At 71.8% G+C, this 25,681-nt stretch carries 25 protein-coding genes; 10 read left to right on the top strand and 15 right to left on the bottom strand.

Annotation, left to right across the window (positions count from 1 at the left end; translation table 11 throughout):
* Window positions 1-69: 69 nt before the first annotated feature.
* Entirely contained in the window at window positions 70-651 is a 582-nt protein-coding gene (locus Q2K16_RS00530) for a TetR/AcrR family transcriptional regulator (protein WP_302742830.1), read from the bottom strand.
* A 233-nt stretch (window positions 652-884) separates the two neighbouring features.
* On the opposite strand from Q2K16_RS00530, the gene Q2K16_RS00525 reads away from it, so the two are divergent.
* Window positions 885-3,041 carry a 2Fe-2S iron-sulfur cluster-binding protein gene (locus Q2K16_RS00525; protein ID WP_302742828.1) on the top strand — a complete coding sequence of 719 codons (2,157 nt, stop codon included), beginning with the start codon at window positions 885-887 and terminating at the stop codon, window positions 3,039-3,041.
* A gap of 12 nt (window positions 3,042-3,053) precedes the next feature.
* Complete coding sequence (locus Q2K16_RS00520) at window positions 3,054-3,758, top strand: SIP domain-containing protein (protein ID WP_302742826.1); 705 nt, start codon at window positions 3,054-3,056, stop codon at window positions 3,756-3,758.
* Window positions 3,759-3,920: 162 nt separating this feature from the next.
* Here Q2K16_RS00520 and Q2K16_RS00515 read toward each other — a convergent pair whose 3' ends face one another.
* Window positions 3,921-4,202, bottom strand: a complete 282-nt coding sequence (locus Q2K16_RS00515; protein ID WP_302742824.1) for a winged helix-turn-helix transcriptional regulator — start codon at window positions 4,200-4,202, stop codon at window positions 3,921-3,923.
* A complete protein-coding gene (locus tag Q2K16_RS00510) occupies window positions 4,199-4,603 on the bottom strand; it encodes a VOC family protein (protein WP_302742822.1) in 405 nt (134 codons plus the stop codon). Before Q2K16_RS00510 ends, Q2K16_RS00515 begins: the two co-directional genes overlap by 4 nt.
* Before the next feature lie 333 nt (window positions 4,604-4,936).
* Between Q2K16_RS00510 and Q2K16_RS00505 the strand changes: the two genes are divergently transcribed.
* The 7 genes from Q2K16_RS00505 (at window position 4,937) to Q2K16_RS00475 (ending at window position 12,384) form a co-directional block, all read left to right on the top strand.
* Window positions 4,937-5,866: an LnmK family bifunctional acyltransferase/decarboxylase gene (locus Q2K16_RS00505; RefSeq protein WP_489671839.1), complete on the top strand. Its 930-nt coding sequence runs from the start codon at window positions 4,937-4,939 to the stop codon at window positions 5,864-5,866.
* A gap of 41 nt (window positions 5,867-5,907) precedes the next feature.
* Window positions 5,908-8,889 carry a cytochrome P450 gene (locus Q2K16_RS00500; RefSeq protein ID WP_302742820.1) on the top strand — a complete coding sequence of 994 codons (2,982 nt, stop codon included), beginning with the start codon at window positions 5,908-5,910 and terminating at the stop codon, window positions 8,887-8,889.
* 50 nt (window positions 8,890-8,939) lie between these two features.
* Complete coding sequence (locus tag Q2K16_RS00495; RefSeq protein ID WP_302742819.1) at window positions 8,940-9,215, top strand: acyl carrier protein; 276 nt, start codon at window positions 8,940-8,942, stop codon at window positions 9,213-9,215.
* A gap of 84 nt (window positions 9,216-9,299) precedes the next feature.
* The gene (locus Q2K16_RS00490; protein ID WP_302742817.1) at window positions 9,300-10,430 is read left to right on the top strand and encodes an SDR family oxidoreductase; all 1,131 of its coding nucleotides are present in this window, start codon (window positions 9,300-9,302) and stop codon (window positions 10,428-10,430) included.
* Window positions 10,420-10,827: a nuclear transport factor 2 family protein gene (locus Q2K16_RS00485; RefSeq protein WP_302742816.1), complete on the top strand. Its 408-nt coding sequence runs from the start codon at window positions 10,420-10,422 to the stop codon at window positions 10,825-10,827. The genes Q2K16_RS00490 and Q2K16_RS00485 overlap by 11 nt, the downstream gene beginning before the upstream one ends.
* A 97-nt stretch (window positions 10,828-10,924) precedes the next feature.
* Complete coding sequence (locus Q2K16_RS00480) at window positions 10,925-11,164, top strand: acyl carrier protein (RefSeq protein WP_302742815.1); 240 nt, start codon at window positions 10,925-10,927, stop codon at window positions 11,162-11,164.
* Window positions 11,161-12,384, top strand: a complete 1,224-nt coding sequence (locus Q2K16_RS00475; RefSeq protein ID WP_302742813.1) for a beta-ketoacyl-[acyl-carrier-protein] synthase family protein — start codon at window positions 11,161-11,163, stop codon at window positions 12,382-12,384. The genes Q2K16_RS00480 and Q2K16_RS00475 overlap by 4 nt, the downstream gene beginning before the upstream one ends.
* Here the strand turns inward: Q2K16_RS00475 and Q2K16_RS00470 are convergent.
* From Q2K16_RS00470 to Q2K16_RS00415, 12 genes are all read right to left on the bottom strand, one after another.
* Window positions 12,377-13,183 (bottom strand): hypothetical protein, encoded by an 807-nt coding sequence (locus Q2K16_RS00470; protein WP_302742812.1) that lies wholly within the window; start codon window positions 13,181-13,183, stop codon window positions 12,377-12,379. The two genes, Q2K16_RS00475 and Q2K16_RS00470, sit on opposite strands and share 8 nt — an antisense overlap.
* Before the next feature lie 187 nt (window positions 13,184-13,370).
* On the bottom strand, window positions 13,371-14,438 hold the full coding sequence (locus Q2K16_RS00465; protein WP_302742810.1) for an alcohol dehydrogenase catalytic domain-containing protein: 1,068 nt from the start codon (window positions 14,436-14,438) through the stop codon (window positions 13,371-13,373).
* Window positions 14,425-15,072 (bottom strand): GntR family transcriptional regulator, encoded by a 648-nt coding sequence (locus tag Q2K16_RS00460; protein ID WP_302742808.1) that lies wholly within the window; start codon window positions 15,070-15,072, stop codon window positions 14,425-14,427. The genes Q2K16_RS00465 and Q2K16_RS00460 overlap by 14 nt, the downstream gene beginning before the upstream one ends.
* Entirely contained in the window at window positions 15,069-15,929 is an 861-nt protein-coding gene (locus Q2K16_RS00455; RefSeq protein WP_302742806.1) for a 2-deoxy-5-keto-D-gluconate 6-phosphate aldolase domain-containing protein, read from the bottom strand. The genes Q2K16_RS00460 and Q2K16_RS00455 overlap by 4 nt, the downstream gene beginning before the upstream one ends.
* A complete protein-coding gene (locus tag Q2K16_RS00450) occupies window positions 15,926-16,915 on the bottom strand; it encodes an alcohol dehydrogenase catalytic domain-containing protein (protein WP_302746333.1) in 990 nt (329 codons plus the stop codon). The genes Q2K16_RS00455 and Q2K16_RS00450 overlap by 4 nt, the downstream gene beginning before the upstream one ends.
* A gap of 5 nt (window positions 16,916-16,920) precedes the next feature.
* The gene (locus Q2K16_RS00445) at window positions 16,921-17,736 is read right to left on the bottom strand and encodes a carbohydrate ABC transporter permease (RefSeq protein ID WP_302742804.1); all 816 of its coding nucleotides are present in this window, start codon (window positions 17,734-17,736) and stop codon (window positions 16,921-16,923) included.
* Window positions 17,733-18,689, bottom strand: coding sequence for a carbohydrate ABC transporter permease (locus Q2K16_RS00440; protein WP_302742803.1), 957 nt, complete (start codon window positions 18,687-18,689; stop codon window positions 17,733-17,735). The genes Q2K16_RS00445 and Q2K16_RS00440 overlap by 4 nt, the downstream gene beginning before the upstream one ends.
* A gap of 3 nt (window positions 18,690-18,692) precedes the next feature.
* Complete coding sequence (locus Q2K16_RS00435) at window positions 18,693-19,988, bottom strand: ABC transporter substrate-binding protein (RefSeq protein WP_302742801.1); 1,296 nt, start codon at window positions 19,986-19,988, stop codon at window positions 18,693-18,695.
* A gap of 12 nt (window positions 19,989-20,000) precedes the next feature.
* Window positions 20,001-21,104, bottom strand: a complete 1,104-nt coding sequence (locus Q2K16_RS00430; protein WP_302742800.1) for a 6-phosphofructokinase — start codon at window positions 21,102-21,104, stop codon at window positions 20,001-20,003.
* 2 nt (window positions 21,105-21,106) lie between these two features.
* A complete protein-coding gene (locus tag Q2K16_RS00425; RefSeq protein ID WP_302742798.1) occupies window positions 21,107-22,558 on the bottom strand; it encodes an aldehyde dehydrogenase family protein in 1,452 nt (483 codons plus the stop codon).
* A complete protein-coding gene (locus Q2K16_RS00420; protein WP_302742796.1) occupies window positions 22,555-23,721 on the bottom strand; it encodes a mandelate racemase/muconate lactonizing enzyme family protein in 1,167 nt (388 codons plus the stop codon). Before Q2K16_RS00420 ends, Q2K16_RS00425 begins: the two co-directional genes overlap by 4 nt.
* Window positions 23,722-23,906: 185 nt before the next feature.
* Complete coding sequence (locus Q2K16_RS00415; RefSeq protein WP_302742794.1) at window positions 23,907-24,689, bottom strand: DeoR/GlpR family DNA-binding transcription regulator; 783 nt, start codon at window positions 24,687-24,689, stop codon at window positions 23,907-23,909.
* Between the two features lie 124 nt (window positions 24,690-24,813).
* Between Q2K16_RS00415 and Q2K16_RS00410 the strand changes: the two genes are divergently transcribed.
* Window positions 24,814-25,680 carry a hypothetical protein gene (locus tag Q2K16_RS00410; RefSeq protein WP_302742792.1) on the top strand — a complete coding sequence of 289 codons (867 nt, stop codon included), beginning with the start codon at window positions 24,814-24,816 and terminating at the stop codon, window positions 25,678-25,680.
* Window position 25,681 lies beyond the last annotated feature (1 nt).

Raw genomic sequence — 25,681 nt, 5'->3', positions numbered from 1 at the left:
CGCCTGACGATGCTCGGCGCGCGTGTGTCCGTCAGCGTTCTCCTGCCAGGCGGCATGCGTTCTCGGCAGTCATTCCGCATGTCGGTCGCCGCGGAGGTACCGGGTGACCATGTTCGCCAGTTCACGCTCGAATCGTTCGATCGGGATCGGTCGGGGGTCGGCCATCAGCTTGTGCGTGTTGATCTCCACCGTGAACACGATGAGTTCGGCTGCCGTGTCGAGGTCGGTCACGCGGACGTCCGGGTGCAGGGCGAGCAGGTCACGGATCTGGGCGACACGTTGCTTGCCGTGCCGGTCGATGGTGTCGAGCAGCTCCTGCGACAGCGGCGCTTCCTCGATCATGATGCGCAGCAGTTGTGGGCCCTCGCTGTGGTTGTCGATCGCGTCGCGGACCAGGGCCCGGACCGTCGCTGCCAGGGTGCCCGGGGACAGGTCGAGTTCGTCGGCCTGGGTCCAGGCACCGCGGTCGATGTGCCGCAGCAGCAGCGCGGCGAGGATCGCGTCCTTGTTCGGAAAGTACTGGTACAGCGATCCGATGGAGACCCGGGCCCGTTCGGCGATGCGGTTCGTGGTGCCGGCGGCGTAGCCGTACTCGGTGAAAACGTGAGCAGCGGCGGCCAGGATGCGTTCCCGGGTGAGCTCGGCCCGCACCTGGCGAGGCTCGCGACGAGGCTGAAGACGACGGTCGGCTGACGGCATCCGATGGTCCTTCCGGGGCACGGAAAGCGAGTAGGCAAAGAGCTGAGCTATTGCTCATAATATTGCCCTGAGCTGCTGAAACAAGGTGCTCTTGATTCGTGCGCGGTCACGGCGCACCGACCGCCGACGTCACCTTCGCCGGCTACTGACGCATGGGTCACCCCGCCCGGCCGAGAGGAACCGTAGTGCTGCATCGACTCACGACCGTGGACGAGGTCGAGGCGCTCGTCGGCCGCCCGCCCTCCGCGGTCATGCTCAAGCAGGTCGGTGCCCTCGACGCGGGCTGCCGTACCGTCCTGGCCCACAGCCCGATCGCGGCGTTCGGCTACCGCGACACCGGCGGCACGAGCCGGACGACGTTCGTCGGTGGTGTGACCGGGTTCGCCCGCGTCCACTCCCCCACGCGGATCTCGTTCGCCCTCCCCGGGGCCGAGGCCGCCCCCGGGCCGGCGTCGATGTTCTTCCTGCTGCCAGGGGTCGGCGAGGTCCTGCGCGTCAACGGCACGGTCACCTCCCACCGGGGAGCACGGACCACGGTGGCGATCAGGCAGGCGTACGTGCACTGCGCGCAGGCCATCCTTCGTTCCGGCCTGTGGCAGCCGCCCACCGCGACCGCGCCGGCCCCGGAGATCGCCGCCGGTGAGCCGCTGGGGGCGCCAGGTGTGGCCGAGTTCCTGGCCGCAGCGCCGTTCCTCGCCCTGTCGAGCTGGGACAACGAGGGTGGCAGCGACACCAGTCCCCGAGGCGACCGGGGGACGGTGGTCCGGGTCCTCGACGGTCGGACGCTCGTGCTCGCGGACCGCAGGGGCAACAAGCGCGCCGACACGCTGCACAACCTGTTGCAGGACGAGCGACTCGCCTTCGCCGCGCTCGTGCCCGGCCGAAGCGGGGTGCTGCACGTACGCGGGCGCGGCGGGATAACCGACGACCCGGCCCTGCTGCGGACCCTCGCGCTGCGCGGGCTGGCACCGCACGCGGCGCTCGTCATCGACGTCGAGCACGCCGAGGTGACCGGCAACGACGCGGTGGCCCGGGCCCGGCTGTGGCATCCCGGCGCGCACCTCGACCGCAGGGCCGCGCCGGACCTCACCATGATCGCGTTGGAGCATCTCGCCGTCAGCTCGGCGGACGCGCCGGGCGGGCCGCCTGCGGTGCTGATCAGGATCATCGGCGCGATCCCGGGGCTGTCGCGGTTGCTGCGGGTGGTGATGCGCCGCGCCTACCGCTCCGGGCTGCGTAAGGAGGGCTACGCCGACCTCGCGGACGAACGGCGGGCCGACGGCGGCCGGGCCGGAAGTCCGTTGCGGGAGGTGCGCATCGTGGAGATACGGCGGGAGACGCCGACCACCGTCACGCTCGTCCTCGAAGACGCCGCCGGGCGGCCCGGCGGTTTCGCGTTCCGGCCCGGCCAGTACTTCACGCTCGTCGTCGATGTCGACGGCCGCCCGGTCCGGCGCGCCTATTCGGCCTCGTCAGCGCCGGGGATGACGCGGCTGGAGGTCACCGTCAAGCAGGTCGAGGGGGGTCGGCTGTCCAGCCATGTGCACCGGGTGCTGCGCGTCGGGGACCGTCTGGCCCTGCACGGCCCGTCCGGGACGTTCCACACCGAGGCCGAGCCGCCGGCCGAGATGCTCCTCGTCGCCGCCGGCAGCGGCGTGACGCCGATGATGAGCATGATCCGTACGCGGCTCGCCGACCGGGCCGGCCGCGACCGGGTCGCGCTGCTCTACAGCAGCCGGGACGCCGACGAGGTCATCTTCGCCGCCGACCTCGACCGGCTGGCCGCGGAGCACCCCGACCGGCTGTCCGTCACCCACGTCCTGACCGGCCGGGACGGCCGCCTCGACACGGGTCGCCTGGTGGACTGGTTCACCGGCCGTTCGCCGGCCGCCGACGCCCACTACTACGTCTGCGGTCCCGAGGCGCTCATGGGCACCGTGCGGAACGTGCTGGCGGGCCTCGACGTGCCGGACGCGCGGGTGCACCACGAGACGTACGCCTCGGGTGCCGGCACCACGATCGCGACCACCACGCCGCAGCCGATGACCGTCGAGGCAGCCGGGCAGCCCGTCGGCACGGGGACGGTCGAGCCCGGTCAGAGTCTGCTCGACGCGGGTCTCGCCGCCGGGATCGACCTGCCGTTCTCCTGCACCGTCGGCACCTGCGGCGAGTGCGTCGTGCGGCTTCGCCGCGGCGACGTCGTGTTGAGCGAGCCGAACTGTCTCACCCCGCAGCAGCGGGCCGCCGGCTACACCCTGACGTGTCTCGGCCAGCCCCTGTCCGAGGTGACCATCGACCTCGCCAAGCTCTGGCCCAGCGCGAATGCCCTGAGCCCCTCGTAAGGAGAAACGCTCATGCCCACAGCACCGGCCCTCGTCGGCAGACTCGCCGAGACCTTCATGGGACGTCGAGCGCGCGTGCTGCGCGCTGCGCAGATCGCGCCTCACTTCCTGCAAGTCGAGTTCCACGCCGAGCCGCCGGCGGGCGGGTGGCGGCCCGGCCACGAGGTGCAGGTTCGCGCCACGCCGACAGAGGGACGGCGTTACAACGTCCGCACTGTCGAAGCAGCCGACCGCATCACCATTCTCGCCACCCTTCACGGCGACGGACCGGGTGCGCGATGGCTGCAGAACCTGCGCCCAGGGACGGAAACCACGCTGTTGGCCGGTCGCCACGTCCCGTTGCGGGTGACTGGCACCCGGCGGCTGCTCATCGGCGACGGCTGCGCGCTCGGAACCCTCGATGCCGTCGCCAGCGCCGACCCCCACGCGCCGACCGTTCTGGTCGAAGCTCCGTCCGACGCGGTCGACCAGCTCCGCGAGCGATGGCCGCGTTACCGGTTCCTCGCCGCGCTCGCAGACAATCCTGGTGCCAGGATCCGCTCGTGGCTCGACGAGTCGATTCGCCGCGGGGAGCTCACTGGTATCGACGGCGTGCTCCTGCTCGGGCATGCCCAGTCCATCCAGTGCCAACGAGAAGCACTCGTCGGCGCAGGCCTCCTCGACCGACGCGCGATCACCACGCGGCCCTACTGGGCCACGGGCAAGGCCGGACTGTAGCCGGAAACGAGCAGGCGCGAGCTGGATGGCTGGCCGGCCACTCGTCGCCGGGCGACAGCGTCCCCCGCTGCTTCGCGGATATCCCACGACGGAGGTAGCACTGCAGTTGACCGAACGGGCACGACGTTCGCTCGTTCACGCGTGTCGCCGATGACTGCAGTCCTACGTGTCGTTCCTGCCCCAGTTGCCGAGTGCGACGATCGCCTCGCGTAGGGCGAACCCGCGGTCGGTCAGCGCATAGGCCCGGGTGTTGTGTCGAAGGGGCAGGCGGATCAGCACGCCCGCCGCTTCGAGTTCACGCAGGCGTATCGCCAGCATGTTGGTCGGCACGCCGAGGTCGCGCTGCAGATCGCCGTAGCGTTGTGGCCCGTCGAGCAGCCGTTCCACGATGAGCAGGGCCCACCGTGCTCCGACGATGTCGAGGGCCGCGGCGAGGTCGCTCACGCGGTCGGATCGGCGTCCGCCTTCATCCAGAACGGTGAGTAGTGGTAGCCGTCGGGGTCGTCGAACTGGCGCTGGTACATGAAGGGGTAGTCGTCGGTCTCACCGATCCGCCCGCCAGCAGCACCGGCGCGGTCGACCAGCTCGTCGACCGCCTCCCGGCTGCCCAGGTCGAACGAGACCGTGACCTTCGAGGGCGTCTGAGGTCCGCCGACCAGCTCCTCGACTCCGCCGACGCTCGCGTACATCTCGCGGCTGCCGAGCATGACGTACTGCTCGGGGGCGATCGCGAAGCACGACACGTTGTGGTCGGACATCTCGGCGTTGAGGGTCCAGCCGAGGGCGGTGTAGAAGGCGGTTGCGCGCTCGACGCTCTCGACCGGACAGGTGATGAAGAGGCTCATGCGGTCCATACTTGCAAAATACAAGTGACAGGTCAAGCGGCGCGCGTCCGCCCTCCCGCGACGGAACCGGGAGTGGACGCCCCTCCCCGGTGCTGAGCACGGTGCCGCACGTCCGGGTTGCGCATGTCCGAGCGCTTCCTCCGGGTGCGGTGCCAGTTCTCTTGGCTGCAACAGCCGCCGCTTGTTGCACACCACGTGATGTCGCGGGCGGTGGTTTCGGGCCGCCTATCGTCGGCAGCGTGACGCCCCGTTGAGGGGTCGCGGCGCGGAGGTCTCCGCGCGGCCGGCGGTGTTCTCGACCACCGGCGACGTGGTGCGCCTCGGCGAAGGGTGATGGTGACCGTGACTGTGCTCGCTCCGGTGGTCCAGGCCCGTACCGAGGTGGTGTGGCCCAGCATGTGTGGGCACAACTCGCTGTTCGTCGGCCGGATCGGCGACTGGACCTGGGACGCCGTCGGGGCGGCGTGCGGCATCGACGTGATGGACACCCACGATTCGCAGGGCCGGCCGGCCTATCTGTCGTTCTGCTACTTCCGGATACGCGGTGGTCGGCGTTTTCACCTGCGGACGCCGACCTTCGGGGACCGGCTCCAGGTGGACACGGCCCTCTACCGGACGCGGGGCCAGTCGGTGCTGGCGCTGCACCGTATCGACCGGTCGCCGCGGCGGCGCGGCGACGGTTTCGACCTGCACGAGTTCGTGACGGCCGGTGACGCGGACCGCCTGTACGTGCAGACGCTCAACAGGTGGGTGGCCCGCAGCCGGGAGGGTTCGAACCAAGCGTTGCTCCGGGCGCTGCCGCCGGACTTCGCGCTCGACAGTTTGCCGGAGATTCCGCCGCCGCACTGTCCTCTTCCCACGATGCGTCGGGCGCGGATGGCGTTCACCCTGCGCCCGGCCGAGGCGGTGCCGGTCGGGGAGGACCTGCGGTTGAGTTATCAGATCGACCCGTCGCGTGACCTCAACGGTGTCGGTCTGCTGTATTTCGCCTCCTACTTCTCGATCGTGGACTGGGCGCTGCTGCGGTGGTGGCGGCACCAACACCGGACCGACGAGACGTTCCTCGGCAGGATCGTCGTCGACCAGCAGATGTGTTATCTGGCGAATGTGGACGCGAGCGTGACGATCAGCGCCGACGTCCGGGCGTGGCGGCCGATGACGGGACCCCGCCCCCGTTCGGAGTTCGTGGAGGTCGTGCTGCGTGACGGACAGCGGAGGCTCGTCGTCAGCACGCTGGAGATTCTCACCGACGACAGCAGGTGAGCCCGGGTTGAACCGGGACCCCAACCAAGGGAGCAGTGTCGATGGCCGAGGATGTGCCCAGGACCGGGAGCGTCGGGCGCGCGCAGGCGCTGGCCGAGCTGGAGGCGCTGTGGTCCGACGCCGGGCGTCGTGACCCTTTCCCACACGTCCGGACCCTGCTGGCCCACGCCCCGGTCCTGCCGATCGGTCCGCGCCGCGCCGTCGTGCTCGGCTATCCCGAGTGCGAGCAGGTCCTCAGGAACCCGGACGTGTTCCGGGTGTGCGACACGGTGTGGGCGGACCGGTCATGGCCCACCTGGCGCGACCACCCCTCGGTCTCCACCATCTACAACGCGCTCAACCATCGGGAGTCGCCGGACAACCAGCCGGCACGCCGGCTGCTGGTGAAGCTGTTCGGGCCGAAACAGCTGGCCCGGCACCGGCCGCAGATGGAACAGCTCTGCCACCGGTACGTACGCAGGCTCGGTGAGGCCGCACGCGGCGGGCGGGTGGACGTCACCGACGACCTGCTGCACCTGCCGATGGCGTTGCTCGCCACCCTCCTCGGCTTTCCCGAGTCCGACCTGCCACGGCTGCGGCACTGGTCGACGGCGGTGATGGACGCCAACGACTTCAACCCGCCGGGAACGGATCTCGCGGCAGCCGACGCCGCCGTCGGTGAGCTGCGCGACTATCTGCGGGACCGCCTGGTCGGGGACCCGGCCGGACCGCGGGCGGACCTCACCGCCGACCTGGTCGAGGAGTGGCCGGCGGAGGACGTCGAGGGCCTCGTCGACAACGTCACCTTCCTGCTGGGCGCCGGCAACGAGACGTCGGCGGCGATGCTGGGCACAGGGGTGTTCCTGCTGGCCGAACAGCCGCACCTCGCGGCCCTGCTGCGCGACCGGCCGGACCTGGCTGCGGCGTTCACCCGCGAGGTGCTGCGCTACGACCCGCCGGCCAAGATGACCGGCCGGTGGGTGACCCGACCCACCACCCTCGGCGGGGTGCGCCTGCCGCAGGGGTGCATGGTGGTCGTCCAGGTGGCCGCGGCGGGCCGCGATCCACGTCAGTACCCCGATCCTGATCGTTTCGACCCGTTCCGGTTCGCCCCGGTCAGCGTCGACGGCGTCGCCCAGGAGCCGCCCCGATCGCTGACCCTCGGCGTCGGCCCGCACTACTGCGTCGGGTCGACCCTGGCGCAGCTCACCGGGGAGATCGTCTTTCCGCTCGTCGCCCGCGTCTGCGCCGGCCTGAGGGTCGCCGGTCCGGTGGTCCGGGCCGCAGGCATGGTGGTGCACGGCTGGGACCGGCTGCCGGTGGCCATCCCGGCACCGGTGCACGGACCGGTCGACCCGCCGCAACCCGCGCAGATCGAGGGTGCGACGCTGCCCGACGCCCTGCGCCGGTTGGCCGTCGCGGCACCGGACACCGGCTGGGTGTTCCCGGGTGTGTCGCAGCGGCTGACCGCGGCCCAGCTGCATCGCGGGGCCGTCGCCGCCGGACGTGGACTGGTCGCCGCCGGTGTCCGCCCCGGGGACCGGGTCGGGCTGCTCACGCCCACCGGCCCCGACCTGTGGCTCGGCGCGTTCGGCATCATGCTGGCCGGCGGCAGCGTGTCCGCGTTGCCGGTGCGCCCGATGGGCGAGTCGCCGCAGGTGGCGGCGGCCCGCATCACCCGCATCGTCGATGCCGCCGGGATGCGCCACGTCGTGGTCCATCCGCGATACGAGCGGCTGGTCCGGGCGGTGCGCCAGCTCAGGCCGCAGCTGCGCTGGGTGCCCCTGCCGGTGACCGGTGACCGGTCCGACCGACTGCCCGACGTCACCCCGGACGACCTGGCGGTGGTGCAGTACACCTCCGGCAGCACCGCGTTCCCCAAGGGGGTGACGCTGCCCCACGCCACCGTGCTGGCCGGGTTGCGGGCCCTGCTCGCCTCGTCTGCGGTGACCGGCCGCGACAGCCTCGTCCAGTGGGTTCCCCACCACCACGACATGGGGTTCTTCACCGCCCTCGGGTACGGGCTGGCCGGGCTGCCGGTCCACATGTTCACGCCCACCGACTTCATCCGCCGACCTGTCGCGTTCCTGGAATACCTGTCCCGGCAGCAGGTCACCGCCACGACCGGCCCCGACTACGGGTACGCGCTGATGACCGAGGCGGTCGACCGGTCCGATCCTCGCGGGCTGGATCTGCGCCGGTGGCGGCTGGCGTACAACGGGGCCGAGCCGGTGCGTCCCGAAACGGTCCACCGCTTCACCGAGACCATGGCCCGGTACGGGGCCGCCGCCGGGGTGATGTACCCGGTGTACGGCCTGGCGGAGGCGACGCTGTGCGCGGCGTTCCCGCCGCCGGGCAGCCTGCCGCGCATCGTCCACGTCGACCGTGAGGTTCTTGCCGCCCGCGGGCACGTCCGTCACGTCGATGCCGACGCCGGCGGGGCTCGTCCGCTGGTGTCCGTCGGTCGGCCGGTGCAGGGGCTGCGGCTGCGGCTGGTCGACCCGTCCGGCGTCGAGGTGCAGGACGGCCGGGTCGGCGAGGTGCAGATCATCGGTGACCCGGTCACCCCCGGCTACCTGTTCGACCCCGACGCCACCGCCGCGGCCTTCGACGGAGGCTGGCTCCGCACCGGTGACCTGGGGGTACGCCTCGACGGGGACCTGTTCGTCGCCGGCCGCGACAAGGACATGATCGTCGTGGCGGGCCGGAACATCTTCGCCGAGGACGCCGAACTGGTCACCCGCACGGTTCCCGGGGTGCACCAGGGACGGTGCGTCGCGTTCGCCGCAGCGCAGGCCGCCGGACAGCTCGGTCTGGACGAGGAACACCTCGTCGTGGTCGCCGAGAGCCTGGACATGGACCGCGCCGCTCACGTCGCGGCGGACATCCGCCGCCGGCTGCAGGGCGAACTCGGCGTCAGCGCCGTGCAGGTGCACGTCGTACGGCGGGGCACGTTGCCCCGCACCACGAGCGGGAAGTGGCAGCGCGGCGCAGCCCGCGACCTGCTCGCCGGCACCCGGACGCCCACGGTGGCATCGCCGTGACCTCCTCCCGGCCTTCGCCGAGACCGACACCGAAACCGACAGGAGATGTCATGACAACCGTCGACTCCGCCCGTTCCGAGATCGTGTCGCGGGTGACGCAGTGGGCCCGCGACGCTTTCCACGCACCTGCCGCCGAGGTGGACGAGGCGACGGTGCTGATGGACATCGAGGGCGCCGACTCCATCCGGATGCTGCACCTGCTGGGACGCCTCGAAGCGCACTACGGCGTCGTCCTGATGGCCGAGGACACGTGGGTGCCGGCAACCGTCGGCGAGCTGGCCGAGGACCTGCGGCAGGCCGTCGGCCGTCGCCCGGCCGACGGCTGACGACACGGCATCACCCGCCTCGCCGTTCGACCCCATGCACCCCGCGACCGCCGGGCCCGCCCGGGAAGGAGAACGACGACACCGATGAGCAGACCGACCACCCACGTCGTGACCGGCGCCACCGGCATGCTGGGCAGCGCATTCGTACTCGACCTGCTGGCCCGCACCGACGATCCGGTCTGGTGCCTGGTGCGCGCCCCCACCCCGCAGCAGGCACAGACGCGGCTGCACACACAGCTGATCCGTACCGCGCAGGAGCAGGACCGGTCACCTGAGCTGATCCGGAGCGACCGGCTCCGGGCGGTACCCGGCGACATCACCGACCTCTCCGCGGTGGCGACCGCGCTCCGGTTTCCTCCGGGCCGGGTCCTGCTGTGGCACAGCGCGGCGTCGCTGGCCTACGAATCGGGCTACTCCGCCCAGACGCACCGGGCCAACGTCGTCGGCACCGAGCAGGTCGTCGCCCTCGCGCGGGAACACGACGCGGAACTCGTCCACATCAGCACCGCCTACGTCGCCGGTCGCCGTCGCGGCCCTCAGGCCGAGACGCTCCCTCCGGCCGACCAGCCCGTCAACAACCAGTACGAACGCACCAAAGTCGCCGCCGAGCGGCTGGTCGCGGCCTCCGGGCTCAGCTGGCGGATCCTGCGCCCCAGCGCGGTGGTCGCCGACAGCCGGACGCTGCGCACCAGCGCCTTCTCCGGCCTCTACGACCTGGCCACCCGGGTCGCCCGGTTCCGCCGGCAGTACGAGAAACGCCACGGCGACCGCCTCTTCGGCCAGCCGTCGAGGCTCTGCGGCGACGGCTGGGGCGAGATCAACCTCGTGCCCCTCGACCACGTCGTCGAAAACGGCGTGCGCGCCGGACTGCACGGTGCCGGCGGCACCGTCTACCACCTGACCAACTCCACCGCGCCGAGCGCCCAGGAGATGTACGACGTCGTGTTCACCCGTGCGGGACTCCCCGCACCGGTGTTCGTCGACGATCCCCGCGAACTCGACGCCCTGGACCGGTTGCTGGCCAACGCCCTGGCCTTCCACCTGCCCTACACCTGCTCACCGAAGACCTTCGACAACACCCACACCACCGACCTGACGGGCGCATCGGCCACCGCCTTCGCGGCACCCCGCCCCGTCATCGGCGAACTACTCGACCGCCACCAGCCGCGGCCCCGGCCGCTGACCCGAGTCAGGAGCACCACCGATGTCCGCTGAGACCCGCCAGGAACAGAACGTCGCCGCCGTCCACCGCTGGATCGAGTACTACAACACCGACGTCCACCGCATGATCGACGACAGCTACGCCCCCGACGTCAACGTGGTGTGCCCGGGGCTCATCGACATCACCGACCGCGCCCAGTTCCACGAGATCGAGCAGTCGGTGCTCGACGCCGCACCGGACCGCAGGGCCCGCATCGACAACCTGATCGCCGCCGGCGACCACGTGATCGTCGAAGCGGTCCTGTTCGGCACCGACACCGACTCCGGCACCACCTGGGAAACCCCCTGGTGCGCCATCCTGACCTTCCGCGACGGCACGATCGTCACCGATCACACCTACCTGGACCGCACCAGGTGGCCGTGGGTCAAGGACCAGAAACTCGACGGCTGACCAGCCGAGATCCCCCGGACGCCCGGCTGCCCGACGCACCGCACCGCCGGGCAGCCCCGCTCCCCACGGCATCGCCACACCTCACCCCGGAGCCAGAATGAACGCGCTGCACCACCGCATAGGCGAGCTGCTCACCACCCGGTTCGGCGTCGAACCCGCCACCATCCGACCCGACTCCACACTCGACGAACTCCACCTCGACTCCCTCGCCCTGGTCGAATTCGCCGAGGTCCTCCAGGCGGAGTTCGACGTGACGATCTCCGACGACGACATCTCCCAGACGGCCTCCGTCGACGACATAGCCGCCCTGCTCACCGCCATGGGCGCGCCCCGGTGACACCGGCACCCGTCGTCATCAGCGGTCTCGGGCTGGTCACCCCCGCCGGCATCGGCGTGCCCGCCAACTGGGACCGGGTCCTCACCGGCCGGTCGACCGCGGTGCGGCCTCCGCAGCTGGCCGGCCTACCTGTCGACTTCGCCTGCGTGGTACCCGACTTCGACGCCGACACACTGCTCGGCCGCCGGAAAACCTGGCTGCTGGACCGCCACGCCCAGTTCGCCGTCGTCGCGGCCCGCGAGGCGGTCGGTGACGCCGGCCTGGACATCACCGACTGCGACCCGAACCGCGTCGCCGTCATCATCGGCACCGGCGCGGGCGGCACCATCACCACCGAGACCCAGCACCGCAGAATGCTGGAAACCGGTGCCGCCCGGATCTCGGCGCTCACCCTGCCGATGGCGCTGCCCAACATGGCGACCGCGCAGGTGGCCATCGACCTCGGCGCACACGGCCCCAGCATGTCCGTCGCGACGGCGTGCGCCTCCGGTGCCACCGCCATCGGTCTCGCCCGGGACCTGCTGCGTTGGGGCGTCGCCGACGTCGCGGTCGCCGGCGGCACCGACGCCGCCGTCACCCCGTACTTCGCCGCCGCGTTCGCCCGGATGAAGGCCCTGTCCACCCGCAGGCACGACCCGGCCGGCGCCTCCCGCCCGTTCGACGTCGAGCGCGACGGCTTCGTGATGGCGGAAGGCGCGGGCGTCGTGGTGCTCGAAACCGAACAACACGCCCGCAGCCGGGGTGTCCGGCCACGAACCCACCTGCTCGGCTACGGCGCGTCCACCGACGCCTACCACGCGACCACCCCGGCGCCCGACGGTGCCGGTGTCGAACGCGCCCTGCGCACCGCCCTGGCCGAGGCCGGACTGGGTAGCGACGACATCGGCCACGTGAACGCGCACGGCACGTCCACCCCGCTCAACGACGTGACCGAGGCCGCCGCCGTGCGGCGGGTACTCGGTCGGGACACCGTCATCACCTCGACCAAGGGAGTGACCGGCCATCCCCTCGGTGCCGCCGGCGCCATCGAGGCGATCTACACCGTTCTCGCCCTGCGGCACGGTCTCGTACCGCCCACCGCCAACGTCCAGGCGGTGGAACCCGCCGTCGACCTGGACGTCGTCGTCGACGCGCCCCGGAAGAACCAGGCCACTGCCGCTGTCTCCAACTCCTTCGGCTTCGGTGGGCACAACACCGCCCTCGTCATCGCCGTCACCTGACCCGACCACGACCGACGACCGCCAAACGGGGCATCCAGAACCACCCGAACCCGTCGCGGCGCACCGGCTGACCACCTACCCCGGTATTCGCGGCGACGCTCCGAACTCCCTGCCCGAGAACAAGCGGTTCTACGGGGAGAACCAGGGCAGTCTGGAGAACTCGACGCTTCGCCGGTGAGGCGTACGTCGTTGGGCTGAGGTGGGTCTCCCGGTGAGTCGCTTCGTCACCTGGCCGAGTCTGCTGGCAGCGATGGAGTCGGTGGATGGGCCGTTCAGGCGGGCGTCTGTGCGGAAGGCGACTGCGGCTCGATAGCACTGGCCCCCGTAGTACTAACGCCCCGGGCGAGCGGGCCAGCACCTCGACGAGCCGCCGTTGCCGGGGCGCCAACGCAGCGCGGGGCACCGCGGCGGGCAGCCGGCCGCCGGGGAAGGCCAGGCGCAGCGCCTCGGCCGCCACCGGCAACGCCTGCTCGCCGGTGGCGACGGGCAGCCGGTCGAGCGCCCGATCGGCGTGCCGGGGGCCGAGCAGGCGCAGGGACAGCCCCGCGTACCCGTTGAGGTCGCCGTCGAGGAAAGGCACCTCGGCCCCGCCGGTGCCCGGCCCGGCGGCGGCCGTCCAGGCGAGCAGCTCGTCGACCGTCGCCTCGTCGGCGTCGACGCCGAGCACCCGGGCCCGGCCGATCGCGGCGGCCCAGCGGATCACCGGGCGCGGATCGGCCAGCAGCTTGGCGTCGGGTGCGACGCCGAGCAACCCGGCCGCCACCAGGGCGGTCGCCGCCTCGGCCGCGTCTGCCTCCATTGCGGCGTGGCGTTCCTCCTCGTCGGGCGAGCGCAGGGCGCGGAGCAGGCCGGGCCGTAGGCGTGACCGAGCCGTACCCAGTCGATGTCGTCGATCTCGTCGAACACGCGCCCCTCCTCGCGCAATTGACCGACGGTCCCGTTCGGGCGGGTCGGCAGCGGGCTTTCCTGGTGCTGCGGTGGCCCGGTCACGTGCCCGGGCGGTGGACTGCCTGACCCGGGCCGGTGGTGCCCTGTGCGGCGGGGATGCCGTGCGGGGCGACGAACACCTTGTCGGCCGTGCCCGTGCGCTGCGCCTGCAGGGCCTCGGGCAGTTCGTCCAGGCCGTAGAACGCCGGACGCAGCCGGTCCAGGCCGAGGGACGGCAGCATCTGCACGGCGCGGTGGTGGGTGTACGGGTTGATCACCGCGCCGACGAGCGTCAGTTCCCGGGCGAAGATGTCGTTGGGGCGTACCCGCGCCTCGTCGTCGGGTCGGGCCACCCCGAAGACGAGGATCCGGCCGCCCCGCGACGACACGGTGATGGCCGATTCGAGGATCCGGCCGGAGCCGACGGCGTCGATCACGTGCGGGAAGCCGAGCCCGTCGGTCAGCGCGACGGCCTCGTCCAGCGACGTCGGGTCGAACGCGGCGTCGGCGCCCATGCGCAGGGCTGCCGCCCGCCGGTCGGGGCGCGGGTCCAGCACCACGACCGGCGCGAGGCCGCGGGCCCTGGCGAGGGCCACCATCATGGCCCCGGCGGGCCCGGCGCCGAAGATGAGGATCGGCAGCCCGGAGCGTGGGTCGAGCTGGTCCATACCGTGCAGGCAGCAGGCGAGCGGCTCGGTCATCGCCCCGATCCACGGCGGTGTCGCCGCCGGCAGCCGGTAGGCGATCCGGGCGGGCACCACCATCCGCTCGGTCATGCCGCCGTCGAGTTTCACGCCGTACCCCCGCTTGGCGTCGCAGAGGTGTTCCTGGCCGAGGCGGCAGTACGTGCACCGGGTGCAGTAGTCGTGGGGTTCGACGGTGACCAGGTCACCGACGGTGAGCCCGTCGACGGCTGCACCGACCTCGGTGATCCGGCCGCACACCTCGTGGCCGAGCACGACCTGCGGCGCGGCGGCGAAGCTGCCGGCCACGATGTGGCTGTCGGTGCCGCAGACGCCGACCGCGAGGGGCGCGATCGCCACCTCCAGCGGCCCCGGCGGCGTCGCTTCGGAGCGGAGCAGCCGGACGTCGCCGACGCCGAAGAAGCGGGCCTCAGTCAGCAGCACGTAACAACTCCCTGAGCCGGCGGATGTGGGCGCGCGCGGCGTCCTCGGCGGCCGCCGGGTCACCGGCGCCGATGGCCTCGAAGATGGCCTGGTGGTCGTGGACGGCCTGGACCATGCCACCGGTCAGGCTCGTGGACCGCATCGCCACGAGCACCCGGCTCTGGACGCTGTCGAGCATCCGGGCCAGCACCGGGCTCTGCGCCGCCTGCCGGATCTCCCGGTGGAACGCCGCGTCCAACTCGATGTGACGGGCGAAGTCGCCCTGCTCGGCGACGGTCCGGTGTTCGGTGAGCAGCCCGAGCAGGGCCCGCCGCAGCGAGCCGTCGTACTTCTCCGTCGCCAGCCGGGCCACCGCGCCCTCCAGAACCTCGCGGGCCTCGTAGAGGCTCACCAGTTCGGCGCGGGAGATGCGGGCGACCTCGGCGCCGCGGTTCATCGTCTCGGCGACCAGGTTCTCCTGGACCAGGCGGATGACCGCGTCCCGGACGGGGCTGCGGCTGACGTGGAACTCCTCGGCGAGCGCCGGGACGCTCAGCCGCGAACCCGGCCGCAACTCGCCGGAGATGATCCGGTCGCGGAGCGTCTTGTAGAGCACCTCACCGACGCGCTGGTCGGTCTGAAGAGAGCTGGTCACTGGAGGAACGTCCCTGCGAAGTGGCGGTAGTTGGCAGCGACCGCCGCGATCGCCTCGGGCCGCGTCAGTGCACCGGTCAGAAGTCCGCGCAGCGAGTCCCACCAGATGCTACGGCCGATGGCGAAGCCCGTGAACCCGTTGGCGGCCGCGTCGGTGAGCCAACCGTCGAGTGTGGTCCGCGGGGCGTTCGCCCCGAGCAGGATGCACTCGCCGCCGCTCTGGGCGGCGAGGTCGGCGGCTGTGCGGTAGTGCTCCGGCGCACCGAGGTGCTCCAGCTTCCAGACGTCAACGGGCACCTCCGCGAGGATCTCCGTCATCGCCCGGTGGATGAGCCCCGGCCGGACCTCGGTTGCGAAGACCTCGCTCGGGATGTTGCGCTGCTCGGGCGTCGGCGGCACCAGCAGCTCGAAGAGGAAACGGCCACCGGCGTCGTGTACGGCCTGGGAGACCTTGGCCAGCCGGGACCGCTGCTCCCGGTTGTCCGCAGCCGAGCCCTCGACGTTGTAGCGGACCAGCACCTTGGGGAACTCGGGACGGAAGTGGGCGAGGAACCCCGGCAGGTCGGCCGGTTCGGTCTCGTACACGTCGCAGCCGCCGCGCTCCACCGGCATGCTCACCGCCACCCGGTGGGCCCGGGCACGCTCGGGGACGCCCGCGCCGAGTTGGTCGTCGACCAGGATACCGGCGTGCGGGGCCAGGCGCGGCTCGGCGGCGAGGGCGGCGAGTAGTCCTTCGAGGACCATGTGCTTGCCGTCGGTGACCGCGGCGCGTTCGGCGGGCAGCGCGGTGGTGGTGTGCCCGTAGAGGGCCTGGGTCAGCCAGGGACGCTGGTCGACGGCGAGGATCAACAGGCTCATCGGGCTACCTCCGACACGGAATGGGCGTTCGCCGACACGATGCAGGGCTTGACGTGGTCGCCGGCCACGAAGCGGGCGAACGCCTCGGGCAGTTCGCGCAGGGTGAGGGGTTTGACGATCAGGTCGCGCAGCGGCGCGCCCACGACGCGCAGCAGATCCCAGTTCGCCTCGACCTCGTTGACCGGGAAGTAGAAGGAGCGGACGGTGTAGCAGTCGGTCCGCCGCCAGCGCGGCGTGGCCGGCATGGTGTAGGGCTCGGTGGATTCGCCGAGGGCGACGATGGTGCCGCCGGGCCGGATCACCCGCTGTGCCGTCTCCCGGGCCGCGTTCGCGCCGCTGACCTCGACGACCATGTCGTACTGGTTTTCCGCCGACAGGTCACCGGCGGGCGTCGCGCCGAGCGCCGTCGCGGTGTCGAGGCGGCCGGGATGGGGGTCGACGGCGTCGACGGCGATCCCCATGGCCCGGGCGACCGCCACGACACCGAGGCCGAGCGGTCCCGCGCCGACGACCAGGGTGCGGTCCACCGAGTCCTGGGTACGCAGGGCCAGCCGCAGGGCGTGGGCGGCGGTGCCGACCGTGTCGAGTCCGAGGACCGCCACCGACAGTGGGATGTCGTCCGGCACCGGCAGGACGCACCGCGCCGGGACGTCCACGTGTTCGGCGAAGCCGCCGTCGCGCTGCCAGCCGACGAGCTGTGACAGGTGCAGGCACTGGTTGGTGCGGGCGGCCGTGCAGCGGACGCAGGTGCCGCAGAAGACCGGGATGTAGACGATGGCCCGGGTGCCTTCGGGCAGCGCGCCCCCGACGACGGTGCCCCCGATCTCGTGGCCCGGGACGACTGTCGACCCGCTGTGCAGCAGCCGCTTGTCCGATCCGCAGAGCGCGCAGACGTCGACCCGCAGGCGTACGTCGCCCTCGGCGACGTCGCCGAGGGTGACCTGTTCGAAGGTGATTTCCCCGTTGCCCTGGAAGCGGGCCCGCATGGACGTCACTTGACGGCTCCTCCAGTGAGGCCGCGCACCAGCCAGCGCTGCGCGAAGACCGTCAGCAGCAGGGCGGGCGCGGAGATGAGCGTGCTCGCGGCCATCAGGCCGCCGAAGTCGTTCGATCCCTGGCCGATGAAGTTGAACGCGATGACGGTCAGCGGGAGGGTCCGCTCGTTCGCCAGGGCCAGGGCGAACAGGAAGTAGTTCCAGCTGAAGATGAAGCTGAGCGTCAGCGCGACCGACAGCCCGGGCAGGGCCAGCGGCAGGGCGATGCGGCAGAACCGCTGCCAGGCGTTGGCGCCGTCGATGAGCGTCGACTCCTCGATGCTGATCGGGATCTCCTCGAAGAACGGCACCAGCAGCCAGATGCACAGCGGCAGCGTGATGATGAGGTGCGCGACGATCAGCAGCGTGTAGTTGAGCGCCACGCTGTCCGGGCCGCCGATGCGGATCGAGAGCACGAACAGCGGCAGCACGAACAGCACGCCGGGGGCCATGCGGGCCAGCAGCGTGAGGAAGCCGAGCCCGGCGAGCTTGCGGCGGACGATCACGTACGCGGCGGGCGCGCCGAGCACCAGCCCGAGGATGGTCGACCCGCCGGCCACGACGAAGCTGTTGAGGATGTAGCGGCCGAACTCGAAGCGCGCGAAGAGGTTGGTGAAGTTCTCCAGCGTCAGTGGCGCGCCGATGTCGAACAGCGAGCCGGTGATGTCGACGTTGTTGCGCAGCGACGACCAGAGCATGAAGAGCACCGGGCCGAAGAAGACGACGGCGAAGGCGAGGTACGCGGCGTAGATGCCGCTGAGCCGCTTGGTCATCGCGCGCCCCGCTGCCGGAACCAGGTGAAGGCTCCCGCGATGCCGATCACCAGCACGAGCAGTGCGATCTGCAGGGCGGCGGCGTAGCTCGGTTCGTGGTCGACGAAGCCGGCGTTGTAGCCGTACACGTTGAGGGTGTTCGTGGAGTTCACCGGACCCCCCTGGGTCATGATGTAGATCGTGTCGAAGAAGCGCACGAGGTCGACGGTGCGCAGCAGCATCGCGACGGTGAGCACCGGGCGCAGGAGCGGCAGGCCGATGTTCCAGGCGGTGCGCCAGCCGCTCGCGCCGTCGATGGCGGCGGCCTCGAACGGCTCCTCGGGCAGCGACCGGATCCCGGCCGAGATGATCAGGGCCATGAACGGGGTCCACTGCCAGATGTCGACCAGGGCGATGGACCAGGGCGCGATGTCCGGGTCGCCGAGCCACACCACCGGGTCGATGCCGACCGTGGCGAGGAGCTGGTTGGCGGCGCCGAGCGACGGGTCCATGATCAGTAGCCACACCAGGCCGACCGCCACCGACGCCGTGATCGCCGGGACCAGCATCATGCCCTGGAAGATCCGCCGGCCGGGCACGTCGAGGCTCATCACGTACCCGAGGGCGAGACCGAGGACGGTCTCCACGAGCAGGCAGACCACGAAGAGGAACAGGGTGATCTTCAGCGAGTTCCAGAACTCCGGGTTGCCGAACATCTCGGCGTAGTTGGCGAACCCGAGGAATCCCGCGTTCGTCCCGTCGGACCGTCGGTCGCTGACCGACAACCAGATCGTGTACGCCACCGGCAGGAGCACGAGCACGGCCGTGACCAGCACGGCCGGCAGTGCGAACGGCAACACGCCGCGGGCGGTGGGGTCGACCCGGCGGCGGGACCGCCGGGGCGGCGCCCCCGCCGCCGGCACCGCGCTGGCGGGTCCGGAGGCGGTGGGCCGCTTCGTCATCAGGTCACTCATGGCTCATCCGGCGTTCTTCGCCAGGAGCGGCGTCAGGCCGTCCTGGATCTCCTTGGCCGCGGCCTCGGCGGTCGCCTGGCCGAGGATCACCTTGCCGACCGCGTCACCGACGACCTTGCGCATCTCGGGGGCGGCGACACCGACCGGACCCACCTCGGTGGAGCCGTTGGTCTGCACGTTGGCGAGCGCCTGGCTCCACTGCTTCAGCGTGTCGGTGTTCAACGTGTCGGTGTACGCCTTGTCCTGCGCCACCGAGGTGCGCGGCGGCGCGATGCCACCCTCGGTCAGCTTGAGCTGGGTCTCCTTGCTGGTCGCCCACTCGATGAACTTCCAGGCCGCGTCCTTGTGCTTGGAGTAGGAGGACATGGCGATGCCCCAGCTGAGGACCGTCGACTTCGAGCCCGCCGAGCCGGCCGGGAAGTCCAGCACGCCGATCTTGCCGACCACCTTCGAGGTCTTCGGGTCGTTGATGCTGCTGATCTCGTTGCTGGATTCCAGCTCCATGGCCACGGTGCCGGCCGCGAAGAGCGCGGAGGACTGGGTGAAGGTGTTGTTCACGACACCGGGCGGGCCGTAGTCGCGGGCGAGGGTCGCGTACCGGTTGATCGCGTCGGCGGCGCCCGGCGAGTCGAAGTTCGGGGTGCCGTCCGGCTTGGTCCATTCCACGCCCTGGGAGTGCAGGAACGGGCCGAAGGTGAACGGCAGGGCGGCGGACTGTCCGCGCAGCGCGATAGGCGTGACCTTGCCGTCGGACTTCTGCTTGATCGCGGCGGCGACCGTCGGCAGTTCGTCGAGGGTCTTCGGCGGCGTGATGCCGTACTTCTCGAACAGGTCGGTCCGGTAGTACAGGACGACACCCTCGACGTTCACGGGGGCGGCGATCATCGTGTCCTGAACGGTCATGCCGCCCTTGACCGCGGCCGGGAAGTCGGCGGCGTCGTACGCGGCGGACTTGCTCATGTAGTCGTCGAGCGGCGCGTAGTAGCCGGCCTTGCTGAACTGGAGGCCCTCGCGTGACGGCAGCGTCATGAAGACGTCCATCGACGAGCTGCGCGACTGCAGGGTCAGCGAGATCTTGTCGCGGGCCTGCTGCTCGGCGAAGGTCTGCACCTTCACCTTGATGCCCGCGGTCTTCTCGAATTCGGGGAGCAGCGGTTCGATGGCCTTCTGCCACGGGTGGTTGGACATGACCAGGGAGATCTCGTCGGCGCTGCCGCCCGAGTCGCCACCGCCGCAGCCGGCGGCGAGCCCGCCGACGAGGGCGAGGGCCAACCCCGTGCTCAAGAACCTGTGTCGCATCTTCTATGCCTTTCAGTCGTGGCCGAGGAGTGGGGAGAGCCAGTCGTGGAAGTCGCCGAGGTCGGCGGGTTCGGTGGTGCGCCACTGCGGGGGTACGGGGCGGGTCCGGCCCGCCACCTCCGCGAGCGGCACCGGGTCGTACGTGGTCCGGCCGGCGTCGCGGTGCAGGCCGACCATCAGGCCGGTGGCGCGGTCGGCCAGCAGCTTCGCGGCCTGCCGTCCGGCCTCTGCGGCCTCGGCGCGGTCCACCTCGCTGGCCAGCGCGCCGCTGCTGCGCTGCGCCATGCCGAGCACCTCGCCGCGGGCGGCGACACCGAGTTCGGTGCCCACCAGCCCGGCCAGCGCCCGGCAGACCCCGCCGAGGATGATCCGTGTGTGGTTGACCGCCTCGAACGGGTCGTCGGTCAGCTCGCTGGCCGCGCCCTCGCTGACGACCACGAACGCCCGCCCGTGCGCGTGCAGCGCGTCCTGCACGGCGGTGAGGAACGCCGCCCGGTCGAAGGGCAGCTCCGGGATGAGGACCAGGTGCGGTGCGTGGGCCGGATCATCGCGGTGCCGCGTTGCGGCGAGGGCCAGCCAGCCCACCGAGCGGCCGAGGGTCTCCACGATCCGGACCGGTTCGATGCCGGCCATCGCCGCGTGGTCCCGGGCCAGGTCGGGGACGACGGTGGTGAGGTAGCGCGCGGCGGAGCCGTACCCGGGGCAGTGGTCGATGCCGACCAGGTCGTTGTCCACGGTCTTGGGGATGCCGATCACGTTCAGCTCGCGCCCGGTCGCCGCGGCGCGGTCGCCGAGGGCGCGCAGCAGCGCCATCGTGCCGTTGCCGCCGATCAGGGCCACCCCCTCGACGCCGTTGGTGGCCAGCACGTCGAGAGCGGTGTCGAGGTCGGCCTCCGTGACGGCGCGCCGGCCGGCGCCGAGCCAGGACCCGCCGTGCCGGGTCGCCGCGGCCGGTACGTCGGCGGCGGTGACCGGGGTGAGCCGGCCCTCGACGAGTCCGTCCGGGCCGCCGCGCAGCGCCAGCACGTCGTGCTCCGCCGTCGACTCCAGGAATCCCCGGAGGCTGGCGTTGACGACGCTGGTCGGCGCGCCGGTCTGTCCGATGAGCAGCCGCATGCTCACCCCTGTGCCTTCGCGCCGACGGACAGGAAGGTCTGGAAGGCCGCCAGGCCGGCCCGGCCGCCCTCGTAGCCGAGACCGGAGTCCGCCAGGCCGCCGAACGGGATCCACGGGGTGTTCGGGGTGCCGGTGTTGATGCCGACGATCCCGGCGCGGAGACGACAGGCGACGGCGTCGGCGCGGTCGAGGTCCGTACCGCACACGTAGCCGGCCAGGCCGTATCCGGTGGCGTGGTGCAGGGCCAGCGCGTCGTCGAGGTCGTCGTAGACGTGCAGGGGCGCGATGGGTCCGAAGATCTCCTCGGTCATCACCCGGCTGTCGGCGGGCACGTCCAGCAGCACGGTCGCCGGGGCGAAGTGTCCCGTGCCGGGGACGGCACCGCTGGTGATCTTCCGCGCGCCCCTGCTCACCGCCTCGTCGACGAGCGCGGCCAGTCGGGCCGGGTCGCCGGCCGGGGCCAGCGGACCGAGGTCGGTGGCCGGGTCGGTGGGGAGGCCGACGACCATCTTCTCGGTCGCCGCGACGAACGCCTCGGTGAACTCGTCGGCCACCTCCCGGGCCACGAGGATCTGGTTGGCGGCGATGCAGGACTGGCCGTTGTTGCGGTACTTCGCCACCAGCAGCGTCTGCGCGGCCGCCTGCGGATCGGCGTCGGGCAGCACGAGGAAGGGCGCGCAGCCGCCGAGTTCCAGCACCGTACGCAGGAAGCGCGGTGCCGCGGCGGCGGCGACCAGGCGACCGACCCGGGTCGACCCGGTGAAGGACACCACCCCGACGCTCCGGTCGGCGAGCCAGGGGTCGACGACGTCCGTGGGCGTGCCGAGCACCGTCGACAGCACCCCGGCGGGCACGTGGCGTTCGACGACCGCGGAGAGCACCATCGACGACAGCGGCGCCAGTTCGGAGGGTTTGAACAGCACGGGGCATCCCGCCGCCAGCGCCGGCGCGACCTTGCGCGCCGGGATGGAGACCGGGAAGTTCCAGGGGGTCAGGACGGCGGCGACACCGGCGGGCCGCGCGGTCACGCGGTGGGCGATCCCGGGTACGACGGAGAACTGCTCGGCGTCCTGCTGGTCCAGCAGGTCGGCCATGGTCCGGAAGTAGGCGACGGTCAGCGCCAGCTCGGCCGCCGACTCGGGCAGCCGCTTGCCGGTCTCCCGGGTGATCAGCGCGGGCCACTCGGGTTCCCGGGCGAGCGCCTCGACGTCGGCGGCGATGGCCCGCAGTGCGGCCGAGCGCGCGTCGCGTGGTGTGCCCGCCCAGGCCGGCAGTGCCTGCCGGGCCAGGTCGAGGGCCGTGGCCGCGTCGGTGCCGTTACCGGTGCCGACCTCGGTGAACGGCTCGCCGGTGGCCGGGTCGAGCACGGTCAGGCGCGGCCCGCCCACCACCCGGCCGGCCATGCGCACGGCGGTGGCGGCCGAGAGGACGTCGTTGACGATGGGTTCGGTCACGGTAGCTGCTCCTCGTACACGTCGAGCTGGTCCTGGTCGAGTTCGATGCCGAAGCCGGGCCCGTCCGGCACGCGGACGGTGCCGTGGGCGGTGAGCAGGCCGTCGGCGGCCTGCCGCAGCGGGTTGGAGCGGATGTCCCACTCGATGAGTCGGGTCGCGGGCGAAATGGCGCCGGCCTGGACGGTCACGGCGGTGGCGACCGCGCCGTTGTAGAGGTGCGGGTTCACGGTCCGCCCGGCGGCGGTCGCGGCGGTCAGCACCTTCAGGTACTCGGTGACGCCGCCGACCTTGCCGAGGTCGGGTTGCAGGATCTCGACCGCGTCGAGGTAGGGCTCGAACGCCGCGGCGCCGTAGAGGTTCTCCCCGGTCGCGAGCGGCATGCCGGTGCGGCGGCCCAGCTCCGCCAGGTCGGCGGGGTGGTCGCCGGCCAGCGGCTCCTCGACCCAGGCGACGCCGAGGTCGGCCAGCGCGGGAATCATCTCCAGCGCCTCGGTGAGCCGCCATGCCTGGTTGGCGTCGGCGTAGACCTGCACCTGGTCGCCGAGGATCCGCCGGGCGGTGCCGACGTTCGTGAGGTCGGTGTCCGCGCCGAACCCGACCTTCACCTTGACCGCGGTGAGCCCCAGTGCGGCGCAACGGCGGGCGACGTCGGCGACCCCGGTGGGTCCGAGGCTGGAGCCGTACACCGGCAGCTCCGTGCGGGGGGCCGGGCTGAGCAGCCGGGCCAGACTGGTGCCGGCGTGGCGGGCGGCGAGGTCCCACAGCGCCATGTCGACGCCGCTGATCGCCTGGTGGACCGGGCCGGGGGCGCCCCACTGGCGGCCCAGTGGCGTCAGTTCGGCGAGCAGCTCCCGTTGGGCGGTGGCCGGGTCGGGGAAGCGGCGGCCGGTCAGGAGCGGCGCGACGCCGTCGTGGATGGTGGCGGTCCGCTCGCGCCACGCCCAGGCCGGGTAGTTCGCCCAGCTCTCGCCGACGCCTACCGAGCCGTCGGCCAGCTCGACCTCGATGAGGATCATGACGCGGTGGGTCAGCGGTGCGAAGGACATGGCGATCTGCTCGGTGGGGCGGGCCCGGAAGACCCGGCACCGTACGTCCGTCACCGCGGCGTCCGGCAGCGTGACCGGGCGGGTCTCCGGAGCGGGGGGTGCGGCCTTGAGGTCCATGTGCCTTCTCTCATGTCGACGAGATCTGCATGCAGTGTTTAACGCATTTCACGGAAACGTCAAGGCCACGAAACAAGAAAGACGGCGAGTCGAGGCCGCGCGAAAGGGACTTATGCCTCAGCCGGTCGACTTCGGGTACGGCAGCCGCCCGATCCCGGGCGGTCGCCGGGCCGGGTCCGGTCGGCCTACGCGGTCAGGACGCGGGTGCCGGTGCGACGCGCCGCCGCCGCCACCGCGTCGGGCAGCGGACCCTCGACGACCAGCGTGTCGATGCGGTCGAACCCGCACACCTGGACCGGGGCGGTCGCGGTCACCTTGCTCGCGTCGACGAGCAGCACGACCTCGTCGGCGATGTCCATCAGGGCGTGCTTGGCGCTCAGCTCGACCTCCGAGCGCACGTACGCGCCCCGTTCGTCGACCGCGCTCGCACCCAGGAACAGCAGGCGCACGCGCATGCGCCGGACCAGGTCCAGCGCGGCGAAACCGACCATGGCCTGGTTGTCGTGCAGCAGCTCGCCACCGATGCCGATGACCCGCGACCTGGGCCGGGACAGCATGTGGGCCAGCACGGGAACGGAATGGGTGATCACGCAGCCGTCGAAGTCCTCGGGGAGCGCGTGAGCCACCTCGGCCGTGGTCGTGCCGCTGTCGACGCCGATCGTGTCGCCGGGCTGGACCAGGCGGGCGGCGACGGCACCGATCGCCCGCTTGGCGTCGGCGTGGCTGAGCGCGCGGGAGGCGTAGCCGGGACCGCCGGCGCCGCCCGGCGGAAGACTCACGCCGCCGTGCACCAGCAGCACCTCGCCGCCCTCGGCGAGCCGCCGCAGGTCACGCCGGATCGTCATCTGCGAGACGCCGAGTTGGGCGCTGATGTCGGCGACCGAGAGGAAGCCGGCGCGGCGCAGCGCGGCCATGATGTGCGTCCGCCGCTGGGGGGCGCCGTCGTAGCGCATGGCCTCCACTGACACGTCGACAGTCTAGCCCTTGTTCTTCGACTAACAGGGGATGGTAGTTTTTTAACAACTTCTGATCTCGGTGTCTCGCCGTCGCCGACTGCGGCGGCAGACCGGCCGATCCCGCCCTGGAGGAACAGTGACAGTCGACCCCTCGATCCTCGCCCGCCCCTCGGGCGGCTACGCCATGCTCGCCGTCGACCAACGCGAGGCCCTACGGGCCATGTTCGCCGAGCGTCAGACGGAGCCCGTGACCGACGCACACCTCACCGCCTTCAAGGTGGACGCGGCCCGGGCACTCAGCCCGTACGCGTCCGCGATCCTCGTCGACAAGCAGTTCGGCTGGGACGCCGTGATCGCGGAGAACGCCGTCGACCCGTCGTGCGCCCTCATCGCGGCGGCCGACGCGTTCACCCCGAGCGCCACCGAGTTCGTGGCGGACGTGACGATAGACCCGCAGGTCGACCCCGCCACCGTGCGCGAGCAGGGCGCGAAGGCCCTCAAGCTCCTGGTGCTCTACCGGCCCGACGAGGCACCGGAGCCACGCGTCGCCCTGGTCACCGACTTCGTCGCCCGCTGCCGCGAGGCCGGGCTGGTCAGCATCATCGAGCCCGTCTCCCGCGGCCCACGCGACGGCGGCGCGTACGACCACGAGGCAGGAATCCACGCGGCAGCCCGCGAGCTGGGCGACCTCGGCGCCGACCTCTACAAGGCGGAGGTGCCCACCCACGGCAAGGGCACCCCGGACGAGATCACCGCCGGATGCGCCGCGCTGTCGTCGGTGATCAGCAGCCCGTGGGTGGTGCTGTCCTCAGGCGTCCCCGCGCAGGTGTTCCCCGATGCCGTACGGCTCGCCTGCCGGGCCGGCGCCTCGGGCTTCCTCGCCGGCCGGGCCGTCTGGGCCTCGGTGGTGGGCAGCCCCACCATGGCCGACGACCTGCGCACGATCTCGGTCGACCGGCTGCGCCGCCTCGTCGACGTGGTTGACGACGCCGTGTCGCACTGAC

Source organism: Micromonospora cynarisoli, assembly GCF_030518815.1.
In the GTDB taxonomy this organism is placed as follows: Bacteria; Actinomycetota; Actinomycetes; order Mycobacteriales; family Micromonosporaceae; genus Micromonospora; species Micromonospora wenchangensis.
Note: the sequence above shows the minus strand (reverse complement) of the source record. Positions and strands in the feature narration are given on the sequence as shown.

Excerpts from the sequence above, each read along its gene's own strand:
- Q2K16_RS00520 (WP_302742826.1), top strand. The coding sequence starts at position 3,054 with ATGCCCACAGCACCGGCCCTCGTCGGCAGACTCGCCGAGACCTTCATG.
- Q2K16_RS00510 (WP_302742822.1), bottom strand. The coding sequence starts at position 4,603 with ATGAGCCTCTTCATCACCTGTCCGGTCGAGAGCGTCGAGCGCGCAACC.
- Q2K16_RS00505 (WP_489671839.1), top strand. The coding sequence starts at position 4,937 with ATGGTGACCGTGACTGTGCTCGCTCCGGTGGTCCAGGCCCGTACCGAG.
- Q2K16_RS00500 (WP_302742820.1), top strand. The coding sequence starts at position 5,908 with ATGGCCGAGGATGTGCCCAGGACCGGGAGCGTCGGGCGCGCGCAGGCG.
- Q2K16_RS00495 (WP_302742819.1), top strand. The coding sequence starts at position 8,940 with ATGACAACCGTCGACTCCGCCCGTTCCGAGATCGTGTCGCGGGTGACG.
- Q2K16_RS00490 (WP_302742817.1), top strand. The coding sequence starts at position 9,300 with ATGAGCAGACCGACCACCCACGTCGTGACCGGCGCCACCGGCATGCTG.
- Q2K16_RS00485 (WP_302742816.1), top strand. The coding sequence starts at position 10,420 with ATGTCCGCTGAGACCCGCCAGGAACAGAACGTCGCCGCCGTCCACCGC.
- Q2K16_RS00480 (WP_302742815.1), top strand. The coding sequence starts at position 10,925 with ATGAACGCGCTGCACCACCGCATAGGCGAGCTGCTCACCACCCGGTTC.
- Q2K16_RS00470 (WP_302742812.1), bottom strand. The coding sequence starts at position 13,183 with ATGGAGGCAGACGCGGCCGAGGCGGCGACCGCCCTGGTGGCGGCCGGG.
- Q2K16_RS00455 (WP_302742806.1), bottom strand. The coding sequence starts at position 15,929 with ATGAGCCTGTTGATCCTCGCCGTCGACCAGCGTCCCTGGCTGACCCAG.
- Q2K16_RS00450 (WP_302746333.1), bottom strand. The coding sequence starts at position 16,915 with ATGCGGGCCCGCTTCCAGGGCAACGGGGAAATCACCTTCGAACAGGTC.
- Q2K16_RS00445 (WP_302742804.1), bottom strand. The coding sequence starts at position 17,736 with ATGACCAAGCGGCTCAGCGGCATCTACGCCGCGTACCTCGCCTTCGCC.
- Q2K16_RS00440 (WP_302742803.1), bottom strand. The coding sequence starts at position 18,689 with ATGAGTGACCTGATGACGAAGCGGCCCACCGCCTCCGGACCCGCCAGC.
- Q2K16_RS00435 (WP_302742801.1), bottom strand. The coding sequence starts at position 19,988 with ATGCGACACAGGTTCTTGAGCACGGGGTTGGCCCTCGCCCTCGTCGGC.
- Q2K16_RS00430 (WP_302742800.1), bottom strand. The coding sequence starts at position 21,104 with ATGCGGCTGCTCATCGGACAGACCGGCGCGCCGACCAGCGTCGTCAAC.
- Q2K16_RS00420 (WP_302742796.1), bottom strand. The coding sequence starts at position 23,721 with ATGGACCTCAAGGCCGCACCCCCCGCTCCGGAGACCCGCCCGGTCACG.